Raw genomic sequence first — 16532 nt, 5'->3', positions numbered from 1 at the left:
GAAGTTTGTGATTAAGCGATAGAGAAAACTCTATGGCTATTTTTTATACCAAAAAATAATGATGAAAAGAGGAAATATTTTGAAGAAAACAACGATTATTCAAGGATTAGCAACGACAATTATTTTAGCAGGTATGGCAATGCCAATGATGGTTCAAGCGCAAGAAGGCGGACAAGTTCCACAAACAGTTAGAGCCGACTTTTTTCAACGTGCAAATGCAAGCTCTAACTCAATCATTAATGCGCCGAACGCTTCTGTGGTAACACCAGATGATGAAGCTGGTTCAAAGTATAGTTTTATTGCAAAGTTTATTAAAGGTGTCACTACGGTTGAAACAGGTGGTGATGGGTGGACGAATGATGTTTACGTTAATATGCCTCCGCAAAAATGGGATGGGAAAATCGGTCTTGATGTAACGAAAACGAAGAAAGGACAATCGTGGATTCGTTACAACAATGTAGGTACAGCTGATGATGGGACACCAATTGATTTAAAAATTACCATTCAAGATTGGGAACAATATAAAAATGCACAAAATATGGTGTCAAATAATATTGTTGCTTTTAACAATGTATCCGCAATTGCAACCTACCAAGGTGGTTTCTCATGGGTGAAACAAACATGGACGTATCTAGAACATGGCACAGACAAAGAAAAGCCAGTTTCAGGCTACTATTCATGGATTGATATTGATAATTTACAAGGAATGACGATTGACAAAGATTCGTACAAAGCAATCGATAAATTGTACGTACCAACGAAAGATACAATTGTTAAATATAAAGAAGAAAAAGACGGTGGAAAAACTTTTTATGATTCTGACGATATTCCATTAGATGATGGTGACAACCGTGGTGATTTTACGTTCTTGTATTCTAATCGTTCTCGATTTGATTTCACGTACAGTGAAGATTTCGCGACACGTGAAAAGAATTTAGGGTATCCTTTACCGCAAAAAAATAATAACCAGTATAGTTATTTTGGCTATAGTGCCAAAAAACCAGTTCGGACAGCGCCAATGATTCCTACTAAAACGGTGACAGATAGTGATGAAACAAATGTTGATAAAAATACGTTAGAAGGATTAGGCGAAGTATATAGCTATACGATCACACATAAAGTTCCTGATGAAATGAAAGAATTTTATTATAGCAACTATGAAATGCAAGACGAACTGATTCCTGAATTGGAACGTGTGTCTGATGTGAAAGTCACGGACGAAGCAGGAAAGGACGTTACCAATAAATTTGAAGCGAAGCATGAAGGCAATTTAGTACGTATAGTTGCAAAGGCTGACGTATTAAAAACAGCGGATTTCTATAATCACGAATACAAATTCAATTTCCAAACAAAAATTCGTGAAGGTGCCAGCTTAGATAAGTACCTTATTGATGGCAAGTTACAAATTCCAAATAAAGCAAAAATTATCCAAAACAACAAAGAAGTCCCAACTGATGAAACAACAACCACTGTCACACCAAAAGACCCGTCTATCGCGAAGAAAATCCTTGAAGGCGATAAAGAAGTGGATTTGACCAGTGCCAAAGTGGGCGATGAAGTGACATTCAAATTAGATGTGCAAGTACCAAACACCAAAGATATGACTTCTTTAGTCATTCAAGATGATTTAGAAGATGTTTTAGAAGCGAATAAAGAAGTGAAAGTCACTCTTTCAGATGGGAGAGATATTACGGATCAAGGAAAAATTAGTGTTGATGAAAAAACACAAAAAGTTTCTTGGGCTGCCAATGAACCAAACAAATTAAAAGAAAAACAATTGTTTGTGTACATTAAAGGGAAATTGAAAGACGCAGATTTTTCTCAATATGTCGATGATAAAGGGAATATTATGATTCCAAACGTGGCACAATTGGTGATTAATGATGAACCGACAGATTCTAACAAAGTGAATGTTACAACTCCACAAGAAAAACCAAAAGTATTGCCAAATACTAATATGGATTTTGGAACAAGTGCAGGTGTAGCTACAGTGATTGCAATTTCATTAATTGGTGTGGTCGTAGCAGTGAAACGACAAAAAGATAGCAAAGAGGGCTAATTAATGAAAAAATGGATTGAAAAAAACAAATATTTTGTTGGAGCAATTGGAGTTATTCTCATTGCTCTTTTTTCATTCCTTCTTTTTGAAAACCAACAAAAAGAAGAAGTGAAAGAAGCTATAAATACAGTGGTATCAAGTGGCTTAGAGGAAGCGGAGAAGCCAAAAAAACATGTAGAGACAAAATCTAGTGAAACTGTTCAAAGTAATCAAGTAGATGTTATTACTGGTACGGAAGCACAAGAAGAAACACCTATTCCAACAGTGATTTCTTTAACCGAAGGCGAACGTCCGTCTGTTAAAACGATTCAAAATGCCCAAGAAAATTTTAATGAAGTGTCGGATTCTGTTTTAGGGTCTATTGAAATTGATTCTATTCAATTAAAATTACCTATTTTAATGGGTGATAGTTTTGACAATATGCTTTATGGAGCGTGTACTGTTTTATCAAAACAAACGATGGGAAAAGGAAATTATGCTTTAGCTTCTCACAATGCTGGGTATGAAGGATTACTTTTTACCTCGTTAAATAAAGTTTCTGTAGGAGATTTGGTCAAACTTAATGATCGTGAAGGACATTCGTTCATATATAAGGTAAAAGAGCAAAAGCATGTTGATATGACTGATACAACTATGTTGAATCTAACAAGAAAGCCAACATTAACTTTAATAACTTGTGACCAAGCCACAAAAACAACAGGAAGAATTATTGTGATTGCGGAATTAGTTTAGAGGAGGGAAAAAGTTGGTTGAAAAAATAAGGGAATTGTCAAAAGAAGAATTTGTCAATCAGTACATGTTTGATTTTAAGTCATTAATTTTCAAATCCAATAATCCTGAAAAAATAACAGCTAAACAAGAAAAACTCTTGGAATGTGAAAAGAAAATCGCTGTATTATTTTATGAAACATATAGACGAATGAAGGGGTATCCGCCTGATGAAAAAGAACTGGGGAGGATTGTTCAAAGAAATTTTCTTGACCGTTTAAAGTTATTTCGAGTGGAATATGATGTGATTAGTGAAGAAAAATTTTGTGGTCTACACGTAAAAATGGTCAAACAGCAAATGCCATTAGAAAAGTATCGAGCAGATGATTTATCTTATATTTTAGGACGAGAAAAGAAGATAGCTATTAATTATTTTATCGCACATGATGATTTTCCTATGGGTTATGAAGAACTAATGATAAGTCGTTCTAAACAAGCAGTTACCCAAGGCTTGGAAGAGTTAAGGGGGGGATTTATGGAAAGATACCATAAATATTACAGAAAAATGGAAAGGAGTTGTATTTTATGAATCAACATATTATGCCAATTTTTAGAGAGCATAGTAAATTTTACCAAAGGTATTCAAATGTACCAGTTCCTGAAATGCTTCGCTTGCATGGATTCATAGTTGATGAAATGCCAATTGATGAAGCAGATATTGTTTATATGGAAGAATATAAAAATTCTTTACTTAAAATGGGGATTATTATTGATGAAGTACCTTTTAAGAAGGAATTTGTTGCGCAATACGTTTTTCATGGCGGTATAACTAGTTTGATGGCAGAAGGTCAATATTTGAGAAAGCCTAACGGGGATAAAATGTACAATTCGTATTATTTTTATTTGTATAAAGAAGGCTTTCAAACACATAAGGGGCATGTTAGAGAGAGAGTTTATGTTGAAAAGGCGATTAAATCTACTTTTTTAAAAACGTTTGAAAGTTGTTTGGGCTTATTAAGAGTAGGAGGGGAATATGAATTTAAAGAAAATTAAAAAGAAAGAGAAGAAAGAAAAAACACCCAAGGTTAAAACTTTTTCTCAAAAGAAAGCGAATCGGGTTGTGTTAATTGGCGCTAGTGTTTTACTGGTGATGTCAGGAGTTGGTGCGCTTCGAGCCAATGTGATGGCAAGTAATGTAGATAATTTGTATTCAAAAGTGGATACATTAAGTGAACAATCAAAAAAGAATAAAGTTGATAGAGAGGAGCTTGATTATTCAGCCCTCTCTTTTTATGTCGAAAATTTTGCGAAAGAGTATTTGAATTATAACTCGAAAGCTAGTGATGAAGCGAAAAAGGCTCGTATTGATCGATTATCTAAATATTTATCACTGGATGTAAAAGATGTTGATGAAACAGAAAATCTACAAGGGAATGTCTTACGTACGTTTAAAAATACGTCTTTATCACGTATAGAGAAAATGGAAGATTGTTATTTGGTTTATCTAAATGTGAGTTATGAATGGGAGAAAGATAAAAAGACTGAAAATGTGACACAGAATATGGTTTTACCAATTCGAGTAAAAGACAATTTGTTTTCAATTGTAGGACGTCCTTATTTTGTAGCAAGTAGTTTACCACAAGGGAAAACAGTACCTCTAAAACAGACAGAAAATTCAGTAGATGTTGATGGGAAAGAAAAACAATCTGTAGAGAAATTTTTAAAGATGTTTTTTACAAAATATTCAGTTGGGAACAAACAAGAATTAATGTTGTTAATGAAAAATCCAACAACGACAGCTGGTCAAGACTCGTTTGTTTCAATAGATTCTGGTGATATGAAATTTTTTGATACAAAGCAGAAAGACGTAACAGGGGTTCAAGTATCGGTTACTTTTTCAGATAAAACAACAAAATTAACGCATACAGAGGATTTTTCGCTTTGGTTATCTAAAACGGAGAATTCTTATTTTATTAATACGATGAAACATTACTTTACAGAGAAAGAAGGAAATGACTAATGAATACAGGAAATTTGAGTAATTTTTTAAGTACAAGTTTTATTACAATTATGGCGGCTGGTGTAATTATTTTGATTCTAAAACACTGGAAAGGTGCTGAATGGGCAAAAATTGGTTCCGTAATTGTCATTGCCTTAATCTTACAGGATTTTGCGACGAATCAAGGAAAAAATATTTTTGCAGTTGTTAAATGGTTCCTAAGTTTAGTTGGAATTAAGATGTAGGTGAGTATATGAAATATTACGATTATTCGAGGGGCTTAAAAGCCCCTTATTCAATGCAAGTTATTAAGTCACCTAAGGGTCAAGTGGTGTGGGTATTTGCACAACCTGTTAGCCTATCCTATCTCCTAATTCTATTCTTAGGGATTGTGTTAACTGGTTTGTTTTGGAAAGAAGTACCATTACCACAAATTTTAGGAATTAACTTAAATTTGTTAATCATGGTATTGGTTCCGAATAAAGTTGCTCGTTGGTATTCCGAAAAGGAATTCGAAGGAAAAACAGGCTTTGGTTTTTTAAAAGATGGTTTTGTCTATATGAAAAATTATGTGTTAGATAGTAGGCCAATTGTAGCTTTTGAACGAGTAAAAGAAATAGAAGAGTTTTCGTTTAAACGATAAAAAATAAAAAGGAGTGTGAATATGCAACTAGAATATCCATTAACGAATCATATGAAAGGAAATATTGTTTTAACACAAGAAAAAACAGCGATAGCTTACTATCGTGTTCGCTCTGAAACCGTAATGTTGACTGATGTTGAAAAGAAATTAAAAACGAAAAGGAAAGTTGCTCGTGCGTTAAATCGTTTAAAAGCAAATGATGGATTTGAAATTAACCTTTTGCCAGTTAATGCCGACATTCGAGGGAAAATGGGTGCTATGCGTTCTTTAATTGATTCTAGTAATTATGAAGTAGGCGTAGATAAATTGATGAAAACGGCAATGGTTTTAGAACAAGAAATGGGCATGGTTTACGAATATACATGGGTAATTGGTGTACCTTTAATCAAAAAAGACTTGGCTGTTGATTTAAAAGAAACCGTTACTAACTCAATTAGTAACGTATCGGAAAAGTTTGTCAAAGGCTTAGGTTTTGATGTAGAACTAGCAGAAGATTGGGAAAAAGATTATCGAGAGCAAGAATTAGAAGTTTACCAAAATCTATCTGAATTGTTAATTGAACGATTAACAGAAGATGAATTGTATTATTACCAAGCGTATCAATTTTTAAAAAATATTCCTCATGAGCGACAAGATGTTCTTTCTAGTCAAAATTTAGATAATTTAATGGCAACAAAAATTAAACCGTTATTTGGCGGGGGATTGCATTTGAATTGTGATTATGGCGAAAGCTATATATCCTATCTTCCAATGGGAGATGTAGGTGTTTTTCTTGATGGTAATCATTTTTTAGAGGTCGTTCAAAAAATGCCTTTCCCAGTCGAAGTGAAGATTCAAGCGACTTTTGCAGAAAGTAAAGGGCAATTAGCACTGTCTGGGCGTTCGTCACGTGCAAGAACCCGCACTAAGAATATCATGCAGGAAGCACACTTAGCTGGTTCTAAACAAAAACGAAAGATTGTTGAAGGTCAATTATCACTTGACGATTTAGACCAAAAAATTGATGATGGTGTGGATATTATTGACTGGAAAGCAGTGATTGTTGTTAGTGGTAGCACGAAAAAACAAATGCGTGCAAGAAAAAAATATTTAATCAATCGTTTTGATAGTTTAGATATTCCACTTATTAAAGCAACGTTTGATAATCCTTATTTATTTCAATCAACCTTATTTGGTAATTTTTTGCGAATGCAGACTTCTCGTTGGCAACACACGTCAACGATTGAATCGTTTGCCGAGTTGAATTTCTTTACTTCACTTCATGCAGGTACGAAGTTAGGCTTTTACCTTGGACGAGTGGATACAACTTTGGAAGAAAAAGCAGATAGAAAATCTATTATTTCTAGTTCAAAAAATCTAATTTTTATGAACATGCTATTAGCAAATAAAGAAGGGGTTGATGGAAAGAAAACAAACAACCCACATTGGGCGCTTACAGGTGATACTGGGAATGGAAAATCAGTGACGGCTAAAACCTTATTTATGCAAATGGCACTTTTAAAAGACAGAGTGTTATACATTGATCCAAAAAAAGAAATGCGAAAGCAATTTATGTACACAATTAATGACCCTGAATATCAAAAGAAATATCCTTTAGATGTTGATTTTGTGAAGTCCTTTAATTTCGTCACTTTAGATGTTCGTGATACGAAAAACCATGGCGTGCTTGACCCGATTGTTTTATTTGATGAAACAGAAGCGATTGCAACAACTAAAGCAATGTTAACCAATATATACGAAGGAACATGGAATTTAAAGCAAAAAACAGAAATTAATGAAGCGATTGCGAAAGTTGTTTCGGAACGGAAAGAAGGCAAAAAGGTTGGATTTTGGCATGTAATTGAGCGATTAGTGGAAAGTGAAATTTCTGACGTGAAAGATATGGGTAGATTTATTTTGTCGACTGTTAAAGGTTCAGTTTTAGAATTAGCTTTTTCTCATGGTGATGTTGAGGGTCTATCATTCGATAAGAAAGTAACAATTTTAGAAATTGAGGACTTAGACTTACCAACTGATAAAAATGAAAATTTAGATGAAAATAAACGTCTTTCTGTTACATTGATGTTTGCTTTAGGAACATTTTGTTCGAAGTTTGGTTCAAGAAATCCAAAAGAAGAAACAGTGACGTTCTTTGATGAATCTTGGATTTTTCAATCTTCGCCAGAAGGTAAAGCGATTTTAAAATCAATGAAACGTATTGGACGTTCGTTTAATAATTTCTTAGTATTGATTACACAATCAACAAATGATTTGGATGATAGTGAAGATGGTACTGGTTTTGGTACAGTGATTTGTTTTGATGAAGTTCAAAATCGAGAAGGTGTTTTGAAATATCTCAATTTACCAGTGAACGAAATTAACATGAAATGGGTCTCAAATATGGTTCAAGGTCAGTGTTTAATGAAAGATATGTTTGGTCAGACTAATCGAATTGTTGTTCATGTTGTTTTTGAAGAATGGTTGGAACTGTTCAAAACCGTTGATGATACAGAAGCTTCTAAAATGGAGAACCGCTTTGTTGCATAGGAAGGAAGTGAGAAGATGCAGTATCTAATTGACAGTTATAGTGCGTATACGGTTGATGGTGGTTTGTTGGATAAAGGATGGCAAGTAGTGAATTGGTTCTTTGTAGATATACCATTCTTTATCTTACGAATGTTTGTTTCTTTTTTCCTTTTTTGTGAGAACGTCTTAAACCAATCTAGTTTCTTTGAAGGAAAACAAGAAACAGTATTGAATATGTCAAAAAATGTTCTAAGTGGCATTGGTGGCAAGGGATTTAGAGGTGGTTCTTTACTAGCATTAGCGATTCTTATTAGTGCATATTATCTGCTTTATCATTTCTTTTCCAGTCGTAGAAGCTTTTCAAAAGTATTCCTTCATTATTTAGCAGTTGTTGTTTTGTTTGGTTTTTGGTTTGGCTCTGTATCAACGTCAACAGGCACAACAAGTGGCTCAATGTTCTTGATTCAATCAACTAACGCAATTGCTAAAGGAGTACAAAGTACATTTACTTCAAGTGCTAATTTAGGAACAGAAGGATCTAAAGATGGAGAAGTATATCAAAGTCCAATTTTTGATGCCACAGTAAAACAAACATTTAATTTTGTGAATAGTGGTTCGCTAGATGGAAAAATGGAGAATGGTAAGAAATTAGATGAAGATAAACTACTAGAAAAGCCTAAATTGTCTAAAAAAGAAAAAGCAAAGTTTGAGGATGAAAGAAGTACCTATATAAAAAATAATGAGAAAGATAATCCATACTTCTCACAGGACGGAGCAAAAACAATGGAAAAAGCTTTTGGCGTTGGTGTGGGTTTAGTCAATTTAGCAGTCTTAGCAGTGCCTGTCACGTATATTAATATTATGCTAAATGTAATTCAAATCATTGTTGATTTACTCATTCTTGTTTTTCCGATTATTGCGTTGGTGTCTTTCTTCCCTCGGTGTCAAATGATGATGTTTAAATTTTTTAAATCATTAATTGGCATTTTATTTTTACCTGTAGTTTTCGGTATCTTTTTGTCTGTGTTATTTTGGATTAATAAGTTAATTGACCAAGCGTTTTTAGGATTGATGGATAAAGTAAGTAGTAGTTTATTAATGGTGATGTCTGGTGGTGTTTTTCTTTTAGGAACATTAATTGTTACTGCATTGGTGAAAATTATGTTGTATCGGAAAATTTGGAAAAGCAGATATAAAATATTATCATTCTTTTCTGATGGTCAAGTTCAACAACCTTCTTTTGAATCAAAAATGAGTGAAAAAACAAAAGAAACGTTTGAGCGTACAGGTGAAATTGGTGTTGGAGCAGTAAAAGCAGGAATAGGTGCTTCCACTGGAAATTTAGCGTTGGCTGCTGATGGTGCTAGTCATTTAATGCCAAAGCATGACAAGGCATTGAACTTAGCTCAAGACCATTTTATTGACGATAATGGGCAATTTGCGGGTGTTAAAACAGGATTGAATTCATTGTTGAATCGTTCTACTCAAGAAGAACAACAACCATTAAAAGATGATTTATTGACCGAAAAAGAAATTGTGGAAGTAGAAGAGCCAACTAATGTTGATAACGAGGAATTAGAAGAAATAGAAGATAGAGCTTTAACTGATGAAGTGGATAATTTTGAAGATTTAACAGATGATGAAGCGGATAATTCTTTAGAAGAAATTGATGTTCCAGTCTTAGATGAAACTGTATCTGATTCTGATACTTCTTTAGCTGATGAAAGTAATATTGAGTTAGAGCCAATTATTGAAAATGAACTTGATAGTTTAGATTCAAGTGTAGAATCAAGTGAAAATGATAGAGAGGTATTAAATCAAGAACTTGATAAGCAAGAAATAGCAGACAATTTGAATGTTAGGGTCGATAATTTCGATGAGCTGGCATTTGCTCGTGAAGAACGTGCATTTTTTGATGGTGGAGAGGATAGCGAATTTATCACAAACAACAATGATTCATTAAATAACGTTTATTCATTTTACCAAACAGAAGAAAACTTCAATAATTTAGAACAAACAGAGGAACAATTTTTTGGAAGTGTGGACACGGAAGAATATAATGTTGAGGTTGTAGAGGGCTGATGAAATGTTTATCAGTCTTCTTTTTTATTGAAAGGAGAGATCATGAAGAAATTAGGCAAGGTTTTAATTGTTAGTTGTTTTATTTTTATTCTTCCTTTTTTACTATTTTTAGGTGTATTTTCTTCTAGTGAAAGCGGAGATTCTTCCCAGTTTCAGCCTGCTACACCACAGGAAAAAGTAGCATTAGAAGTTTCTAACTACGTGACGTCACACGGTGGAACGTTGCAGTTTGCTTCCGCTTGGATTGGCAATATGGAACATGAAAGTGGATTAAATCCTGCTAGAATTCAAAGTGATTTGGCTTTTAATCCTTCTATTGCTTATAACGCTAGTTTAGGCGGTTATGGAATTGGATTAGGACAATGGGATTCAGGACGAAGAGTTAATTTATTAAATTTTGCAAAAAGTCAAAAAAAGGAATGGGAATCAGTAGCTTTACAAATGGATTTTGCGTGGAATAAGGATGGTTCTGATAGTGATTTACTTAAAAGAATGTCTAAATCAAAAGATGTAAATACACTTGCGGTTGATATTTTGAAGCTGTGGGAGCGAGCTGGAACAAAAGATGATCCCGCAGAACAAGTAAAAAGAAAGGCTAGTGCTAATAATTGGTATAAACGACTTTCTACAGGTTCCATGGGCGGAGGTTCAGCCAATGTTGGTGGAGGAAAAATTGATGCCTTGGAAAAAGTGATGGGGCAAACTATTAATGGTGGTCAATGTTATGGCTTATCTGCTTTTTTTGTTGAAAAACAAGGAGGTCTACAAATGATGGGTACGGGGCATATGTTTGCGAGTGAAATTGGTAATGATTATCCTTGGAGTTCAATTGGTTGGACAGTCATAAAGAATCCAAATTATTCAGATATTAAAGCAGGAGATGTCATTAATTTTGGTCAAGGGGGTGTGGCTACTAGTATTTATGGGCATACTGGTATAGTGGCAAGTGTTGAAGGTAAAAACAAGTTTACTACTTATGAGCAAAACGCTGAACAAGGTCAAATTGTTGCTAAGTATTCTCGGACTTGGGGATTAGATTTTCCACATGTGACCAGCATAGTAAGGAAATAGGAGGAATTATGAATGACTTTGAGTAAGAAAAGTGGTTTAACTAATCGTCAGATAAAAGAAATCTGTTCGAAATTTAACTGTAGAAAAAATGAATTTGCAGTTCAAAAGTACCAAGATAGTTTTTTATTAGCTGTGAATAATAAAGAGTATCGTGTTAAATTTTCTGAGGGGATTTTTTCAAAGATTATGTATATTAAAGAAGTGCAACGCATTTCAAAGAAAGTAGGTAGAAAATGAAAAAGTTAAGTTTAGTAGTTTTAGTATTAGGTGTTGGATTAATATTTTCTGCTTGTGGAGGAAATACCAAAGGTCATGAAACGGTGGCTTCGTCAACAACTGAATTGGTGACTATGAAACCAGTTGATAATATTAATACTACGAAAAGAAGTGAAGTAACTGAAAAAAGTAGTACCAAGTCTATACAGAGTAAGGATAAATCAACGGAAGAAAAGGTATCTAACACTTACCAGTTGGTAGAGGACTTTGGAAATGCTTATGCTAATTTTTCTAGTATCAATGATCGTAACGAAAAATTGAAGAAATTAATGACTGCTGAATGTATAACGAAAAATGGTATTGATGTGAAAACTGGTGCAAAATTGGAAAGTAAAGGTGAAGTAAGTTCAATATATCAAAATGATAAAAAGGAATACGCAGTCTTGCTTGATTGTGAACAAAACGGAACAAAAACAAGGGTACTTTTACTGGCAAAAGTGAAAGGGAATAAGATAGCAGAAATTACTTATAACTCAGTGAAACAAGAGTATTAATTTTGATATACAATTTTTTGCTTTATTTAATAGTATTACGTTTATATAAGTTAGGAGATGATAAAATGAAAAAGGCAGCTTCAATTGTGTTGATGGTTGTTGCAATTTTTATGATATCTGCCTGTGGTTCTAAATTAGATAAAACAGGTGAAGAATTTAAAGACTCTATAATTAAAGATTCTGCATATGGTGATGAGTATTCAGAAGATAGTTTTAGTTTTTTGATGTATAAAGATAAAGACACTAATCGTTATTTGGCTGATATTTGGGTTCCTGTTAAAGATGAGCCTAGTGCATTGGAGTATTTTTATTATTATGATGAAGATAAGCAGTTAGATAGTACAAAAAGCAAAGCAACTTTTGATGATATGAAAGCTAGTGGTAACTATGAAGTTATCTACAAGTCGGGTAAATTTAAATAGAAATTCAATTTTAATGAACATTTGACATAGGGTAGTGCTAATTAAGTACTGCTTTTTTTTATGTAATTAAATAGAAGGAGATGGTATTATTAATGTTAAGTACTGTGACAAAAAAAGACATTATTAGCCTTGGATTTTCTCCATACCAATCACAACGTGTTATTCGTGAAGCCAAAGCTTTACTAGTAGAAAGAGGTTGCCACTTCTATAGTGGTAAGAAAATCTCTTGTGTTCCTGTGAGTGTAGTTGAAGAAATTTTAGGAATAGAGGTTAATAAAGGTGGCAAAGACATCAAATGTTTATAAAGACAAAAAGACAGGTAAGTATTATTTTGTTGCAAGTTTGGGTTTTGATTTAAAAGGGAAAAGAATACAAAAATTTAAGCGTGGATTTAAGACAGCAAAGGAGGCAAAAAAAGCTTATAATCAGTTTATGATTGATTATCAAGAAAAACGTGAAAAGATTACATTTGGTAATTTTTACGAAGAATATTATAAATGCTGGTACAAAAATCATGTTAAGGAAGGTACTTTTAAGACCAATACAGGTATAATTGAAAATCATTTATCTATCTTTAATGAGGTACAGATAAATGCTATTGAAACAGTTGATTTACAAAAATTGATTAATTATTTATCTGGTGAGTATAAAACTAAAACAGGTGAAAGTTTATCTCCAGAGTATATTAATTTAATCATTTGTAATATTCAATCCGTATTTGAGCGAGCTTTTATTTTTGGATTTATTGATGAAGATATATCAAAAAAAGTAAGTAGAGTTCGAGTTGAAGATAAAGAAGTTAACATTTGGACTATAGATGATATGCAAAAAGTAATGCTGCTTAGTGATGAAAGCGATAGTTTATTGTTCTTTAAAAAAATGTTTTTTAGATTTTTATTCATGACAGGTCTTCGGCTAGGTGAAGCCTTAGCTTTGAATTGGGAAGATGTTGATTTTGACAGTAAAGTTGTTTATATTAATAAGACGATGCTTGTTAAAAATAAAAGAGAGTTTAGAACTACAACGCCAAAAACAAAAAGTAGTATTAGAACGGTATCTCTTGACGATGAAACGCTACGGCTTTTTGAAATATGGAGAGAACAGCAATCTCCTTTAAAAATAAACCTTATATTTTCTATAGATGGTGGAACATTGGCTAAGTCTACAACGCATGGCTGGCTTAAAAAAATTTGTGACTTAGCAGATGTGCCAGTGATTAAGATACACGCTTTAAGACATTCTCATGCTTCTATGTTAATTGCCCTTAAGGAAGATTCACTGGTTATTAAGGAAAGGTTGGGTCATAGTCGTATAACAACCACTTTAGAAAAATATGGGCACCTTTATAATGGAAGAATGAATGATGTTTCTAAGAAATTAACTGATTTAAAAATTTAGAATAGTAATTGTTAGCTTTATTGTTAGCAAATATAATGAAAACTAATTGTAAGCTTTGTTTTAAAGCGATTTAGAAAGGGATTAATAGAAAGTGAAGTATACAGAAATTATGGTTCGCTATGGCGAATTATCAACTAAAGGAAAAAATCGTAAAACGTTTATCATGCAGTTAGCACAAAATGTGAAACGTGCGTTAGCTGATTTTCCAGCATTGAAAATCCATGCAGATCGAGATAGAATGCATATTTTATTAAATGGGGAAGATAGTGAAGAAGTGATTCCGAAACTAAGTAAAGTGTTTGGAATTCAAAATTTTTCGCCAAGTATTCGTATTGAAAAAGAAATGCCAGCGATTCGTGCAATGGTTCAAGAGGTTGTTCGGGAAGTTTATACGCCAGGTAAGACGTTTAAAATTACTGCTAAACGCTCGGACCATTCATTTGAACTTGATTCAAATGGCTTGAATCAAGAATTAGGTGGGGCCGTTATTGAAGCCATTCCGGAAATTCAAGTACAAATGAAAAAGCCTGATATTAACTTAAGAATTGAAATTCGTAAAGATGCGGCGTATTTATCTTATGAAACGATTCGCGGTGCGGGTGGATTGCCAGTGGGCACCAGTGGTCGTGGTATGTTGATGTTGTCAGGAGGCATTGATTCACCAGTTGCTGGTTATTTAGCTATGAAACGTGGCGTGGAAGTGGAAGCTGTCCATTTTGCTAGTCCGCCTTATACAAGTGAACAAGCGTTACAAAAGGCTAAAGATTTAGCTGAAAAATTAGTCCCTTATGTAGGAACTATTCAATTTATTGAAGTGCCCTTTACAGAAATTCAAGAAGAAATAAAACGAGTTGTTCCCCAAGGCTACTTAATGACCATTACACGACGTTTAATGTTACGCTTAACAGATGCAATTCGTGAAATGCGGAAAGGTTTAGTCATTATTAACGGTGAATCGTTAGGACAAGTGGCTTCGCAAACACTTCAAAGTATGGTAGCAATTAATGAGGTTACCTCAACACCGATAATTCGACCCGTTGTTTCAATGGATAAGACAGAAATTATCGAAATTGCCGAAAAAATTGACACGTTTGAATTAGCCATCCAACCCTTCGAAGATTGTTGTACAATTTTTGCGCCACCGCAACCGAAAACACGACCGCGCTTGGATAAAGCGCAAGATTATGAAGCGCGCTTAGACTTGGAAGGTTTAATGGCTCGGGCCTTAGAAGGACTCAAAATTACAGAGATTTCAGCAGAAACAGCGAAAGATAAACAAGAAGACGAATTTGCAGATTTCCTATAAGAAATAAATACAGTGACGGTCGCTTAGACGTCACTGTATTTATTTTGTACTTATTTCACAAACAAGTTGCTCGGAGAGGGGAACCGTGATAAACTGAATATGTGAAGTAGGTAACAAGGAGGACAGAGGATGGAGAAAAAAATGCCTAAAGCAACGGCAAAACGTTTGCCGGTTTATTTACGTTATTTAAAAATGTTAGGGGATTCTGGTGTTAAACGCATTAAATCACGAGAGTTTAGTGAAATGATCCAGATTCCTTCTGCAACGATTCGGCGTGATTTTTCCCACGTTGGTGAACTGGGCCGAAGCGGTTATGGTTACGATGTGCCGTATTTAATTGAGGTATTTAGTAATATTTTAAATACGCAAGAAGAAAAAAGAATTGCTCTGATTGGTTGTGGCAATTTAGGCAAGGCATTATTAAAAAATAATTTTAGACGCAACGAGAATTTGAATATTGTCTGTGCTTTTGATAATGATTCAGCTTTAGTTGGCACCACGATTAATGGATTATTAGTTCATGATATGTCTGAGTTAGAAGCATTCGTTCGACAAGAAGGGGTCACGGTAGCCATTTCTACAGTACCAAGTCACCATGCCCAAAAAGCCATCGACAAAATTGTACAAGCGGGTGTGACTGCGATTTTAAATTTTGCGCCAGACCGTGTCAGTGTGCCAGCCAACGTTAGTGTGCAGTATATTGATTTAACAACGGAACTGCAAACACTGATTTATTTTAATGAAACTTTTTCACTAGCAAATAGCCCAAAGCAATAAAATTGTCTTCATAAAAATCCTCTACTATACTTATTATTGAAAGTGGAAAAGGAGGATTTCAGAATGAATGTTACAAGAAAAGGGCACGTATTAGAATTGACAGGTGAGCAGCCTAAAGTTGGCACAAAAGCCCCCGTCTTTTCTTTGAAAAATTTAAACAACCAAGAAATCAACTTGGCAGATTATAAAGGTAAAACGGTTTTAATTAGTGTGGTTCCTGATATCGACACACGTGTTTGTTCACTGCAAACGAAACGTTTCAATCAAGAAGCGGCGAAATTAGACGGTGTTCAGATTATCACGATTTCCAATAACACAGTTGAAGAACAAGCAAATTGGTGTGCCGCTGAGGGTGTCGAAATGGAAATGCTTCATGATACTGAAGACTCATTTGGTGCAGCTTATGGTTTGTATATTCCAGAAATGGGCCGTTTAGCACGTGCTATTTTTGTGATTGACCCAGAAGGAACGTTAGTTTATGAAGAAATCGTCTCAGAAGTTTCGTCGGAACCCGATTATCAACAAGCGTTAGAAGCTGCAAAAAAAGTGTAATCCCTCTAGATTACAAATTGACTTTGCTTGCGCTTCATTGTAGAATGAAGCAAAGACAGCGAACAAGAGGAGTATCATTGGCGTCGTTTTAGAGAAAAAGTCGTTCAGGTGCAAGACTTTTACACAACCAGTGAGAAGGTAGCTTGTGAGTCAATGGTTTGAACACAGTACGTTAGTAGAACGATTCGTTTCGTGAACGTTATCTCACGAATGAGTGGCATTTGAATGAATTCAATTCAA

At 34.1% G+C, this 16532-nt stretch carries 18 protein-coding genes and 1 other annotated feature (1 of these 19 only partly in view); all 18 genes read left to right on the top strand.

What is annotated here, in order from left to right; genetic code table 11:
* Positions 1-61: 61 nt before the first annotated feature.
* Positions 62-2059: an isopeptide-forming domain-containing fimbrial protein gene (locus IGL90_RS11740; RefSeq protein WP_025191192.1), complete on the top strand. Its 1998-nt coding sequence runs from the start codon at positions 62-64 to the stop codon at positions 2057-2059.
* Positions 2060-2062: 3 nt separating this feature from the next.
* Positions 2063-2791: a class A sortase gene (locus tag IGL90_RS11735; RefSeq protein ID WP_002402326.1), complete on the top strand. Its 729-nt coding sequence runs from the start codon at positions 2063-2065 to the stop codon at positions 2789-2791.
* A 13-nt stretch (positions 2792-2804) separates the two neighbouring features.
* The gene (locus tag IGL90_RS11730) at positions 2805-3356 is read left to right on the top strand and encodes a hypothetical protein (protein WP_002402327.1); all 552 of its coding nucleotides are present in this window, start codon (positions 2805-2807) and stop codon (positions 3354-3356) included.
* Positions 3353-3820, top strand: coding sequence for a hypothetical protein (locus tag IGL90_RS11725; protein ID WP_002365204.1), 468 nt, complete (start codon positions 3353-3355; stop codon positions 3818-3820). The genes IGL90_RS11730 and IGL90_RS11725 overlap by 4 nt, the downstream gene beginning before the upstream one ends.
* Positions 3801-4787 carry a conjugal transfer protein gene (locus tag IGL90_RS11720; protein WP_002402328.1) on the top strand — a complete coding sequence of 329 codons (987 nt, stop codon included), beginning with the start codon at positions 3801-3803 and terminating at the stop codon, positions 4785-4787. Before IGL90_RS11725 ends, IGL90_RS11720 begins: the two co-directional genes overlap by 20 nt.
* On the top strand, positions 4787-5011 hold the full coding sequence (locus IGL90_RS11715) for a hypothetical protein (RefSeq protein WP_002365201.1): 225 nt from the start codon (positions 4787-4789) through the stop codon (positions 5009-5011). The genes IGL90_RS11720 and IGL90_RS11715 overlap by 1 nt, the downstream gene beginning before the upstream one ends.
* Positions 5012-5019: 8 nt before the next feature.
* Positions 5020-5409, top strand: a complete 390-nt coding sequence (locus IGL90_RS11710; RefSeq protein ID WP_163404290.1) for a conjugal transfer protein — start codon at positions 5020-5022, stop codon at positions 5407-5409.
* 21 nt (positions 5410-5430) lie between these two features.
* The gene (locus tag IGL90_RS11705) at positions 5431-7935 is read left to right on the top strand and encodes an ATP-binding protein (RefSeq protein WP_010827764.1); all 2505 of its coding nucleotides are present in this window, start codon (positions 5431-5433) and stop codon (positions 7933-7935) included.
* Between the two features lie 15 nt (positions 7936-7950).
* Positions 7951-9996 carry a hypothetical protein gene (locus tag IGL90_RS11700; protein WP_010827763.1) on the top strand — a complete coding sequence of 682 codons (2046 nt, stop codon included), beginning with the start codon at positions 7951-7953 and terminating at the stop codon, positions 9994-9996.
* 42 nt (positions 9997-10038) lie between these two features.
* Complete coding sequence (locus IGL90_RS11695; protein WP_002402332.1) at positions 10039-11067, top strand: phage tail tip lysozyme; 1029 nt, start codon at positions 10039-10041, stop codon at positions 11065-11067.
* Between the two features lie 12 nt (positions 11068-11079).
* Positions 11080-11304: a hypothetical protein gene (locus tag IGL90_RS11690; protein WP_002365195.1), complete on the top strand. Its 225-nt coding sequence runs from the start codon at positions 11080-11082 to the stop codon at positions 11302-11304.
* Positions 11301-11837: an EF0163 family protein gene (locus IGL90_RS11685; RefSeq protein ID WP_002402333.1), complete on the top strand. Its 537-nt coding sequence runs from the start codon at positions 11301-11303 to the stop codon at positions 11835-11837. The genes IGL90_RS11690 and IGL90_RS11685 overlap by 4 nt, the downstream gene beginning before the upstream one ends.
* Before the next feature lie 65 nt (positions 11838-11902).
* Entirely contained in the window at positions 11903-12259 is a 357-nt protein-coding gene (locus tag IGL90_RS11680) for an LptM family lipoprotein (RefSeq protein ID WP_002399130.1), read from the top strand.
* Between the two features lie 92 nt (positions 12260-12351).
* The gene (locus IGL90_RS11675) at positions 12352-12564 is read left to right on the top strand and encodes a DUF3173 domain-containing protein (RefSeq protein WP_002399131.1); all 213 of its coding nucleotides are present in this window, start codon (positions 12352-12354) and stop codon (positions 12562-12564) included.
* Positions 12539-13657, top strand: a complete 1119-nt coding sequence (locus IGL90_RS11670) for a site-specific integrase (protein ID WP_002402334.1) — start codon at positions 12539-12541, stop codon at positions 13655-13657. Before IGL90_RS11675 ends, IGL90_RS11670 begins: the two co-directional genes overlap by 26 nt.
* Before the next feature lie 91 nt (positions 13658-13748).
* Entirely contained in the window at positions 13749-14963 is a 1215-nt protein-coding gene (gene thiI / locus IGL90_RS11665) for a tRNA uracil 4-sulfurtransferase ThiI (protein ID WP_002359156.1), read from the top strand.
* A gap of 129 nt (positions 14964-15092) precedes the next feature.
* A complete protein-coding gene (locus tag IGL90_RS11660; protein WP_002365189.1) occupies positions 15093-15740 on the top strand; it encodes a redox-sensing transcriptional repressor Rex in 648 nt (215 codons plus the stop codon).
* A 63-nt stretch (positions 15741-15803) separates the two neighbouring features.
* Positions 15804-16292, top strand: coding sequence for a thiol peroxidase (gene tpx / locus IGL90_RS11655; RefSeq protein WP_002355111.1), 489 nt, complete (start codon positions 15804-15806; stop codon positions 16290-16292).
* A gap of 49 nt (positions 16293-16341) precedes the next feature.
* Positions 16342-16532, top strand: a binding site (T-box leader); it runs 49 nt beyond the window's last position.

Origin of the sequence: Enterococcus sp. DIV1307a (genome assembly GCF_050537425.1) — a bacterium.
GTDB classification, from domain to species: Bacteria; Bacillota; Bacilli; order Lactobacillales; family Enterococcaceae; genus Enterococcus; species Enterococcus faecalis.
Note: the sequence above shows the minus strand (reverse complement) of the source record. Positions and strands in the feature narration are given on the sequence as shown.

Coding starts and splice junctions, on each gene's coding strand:
- IGL90_RS11740 (WP_025191192.1), top strand. CDS start 62: ATGAAAAGAGGAAATATTTTGAAGAAAACAACGATTATTCAAGGATTA.
- IGL90_RS11735 (WP_002402326.1), top strand. CDS start 2,063: ATGAAAAAATGGATTGAAAAAAACAAATATTTTGTTGGAGCAATTGGA.
- IGL90_RS11725 (WP_002365204.1), top strand. CDS start 3,353: ATGAATCAACATATTATGCCAATTTTTAGAGAGCATAGTAAATTTTAC.
- IGL90_RS11720 (WP_002402328.1), top strand. CDS start 3,801: ATGAATTTAAAGAAAATTAAAAAGAAAGAGAAGAAAGAAAAAACACCC.
- IGL90_RS11715 (WP_002365201.1), top strand. CDS start 4,787: ATGAATACAGGAAATTTGAGTAATTTTTTAAGTACAAGTTTTATTACA.
- IGL90_RS11710 (WP_163404290.1), top strand. CDS start 5,020: ATGAAATATTACGATTATTCGAGGGGCTTAAAAGCCCCTTATTCAATG.
- IGL90_RS11705 (WP_010827764.1), top strand. CDS start 5,431: ATGCAACTAGAATATCCATTAACGAATCATATGAAAGGAAATATTGTT.
- IGL90_RS11700 (WP_010827763.1), top strand. CDS start 7,951: ATGCAGTATCTAATTGACAGTTATAGTGCGTATACGGTTGATGGTGGT.
- IGL90_RS11695 (WP_002402332.1), top strand. CDS start 10,039: ATGAAGAAATTAGGCAAGGTTTTAATTGTTAGTTGTTTTATTTTTATT.
- IGL90_RS11690 (WP_002365195.1), top strand. CDS start 11,080: ATGACTTTGAGTAAGAAAAGTGGTTTAACTAATCGTCAGATAAAAGAA.
- IGL90_RS11685 (WP_002402333.1), top strand. CDS start 11,301: ATGAAAAAGTTAAGTTTAGTAGTTTTAGTATTAGGTGTTGGATTAATA.
- IGL90_RS11680 (WP_002399130.1), top strand. CDS start 11,903: ATGAAAAAGGCAGCTTCAATTGTGTTGATGGTTGTTGCAATTTTTATG.
- IGL90_RS11675 (WP_002399131.1), top strand. CDS start 12,352: ATGTTAAGTACTGTGACAAAAAAAGACATTATTAGCCTTGGATTTTCT.
- IGL90_RS11660 (WP_002365189.1), top strand. CDS start 15,093: ATGGAGAAAAAAATGCCTAAAGCAACGGCAAAACGTTTGCCGGTTTAT.
- tpx (WP_002355111.1), top strand. CDS start 15,804: ATGAATGTTACAAGAAAAGGGCACGTATTAGAATTGACAGGTGAGCAG.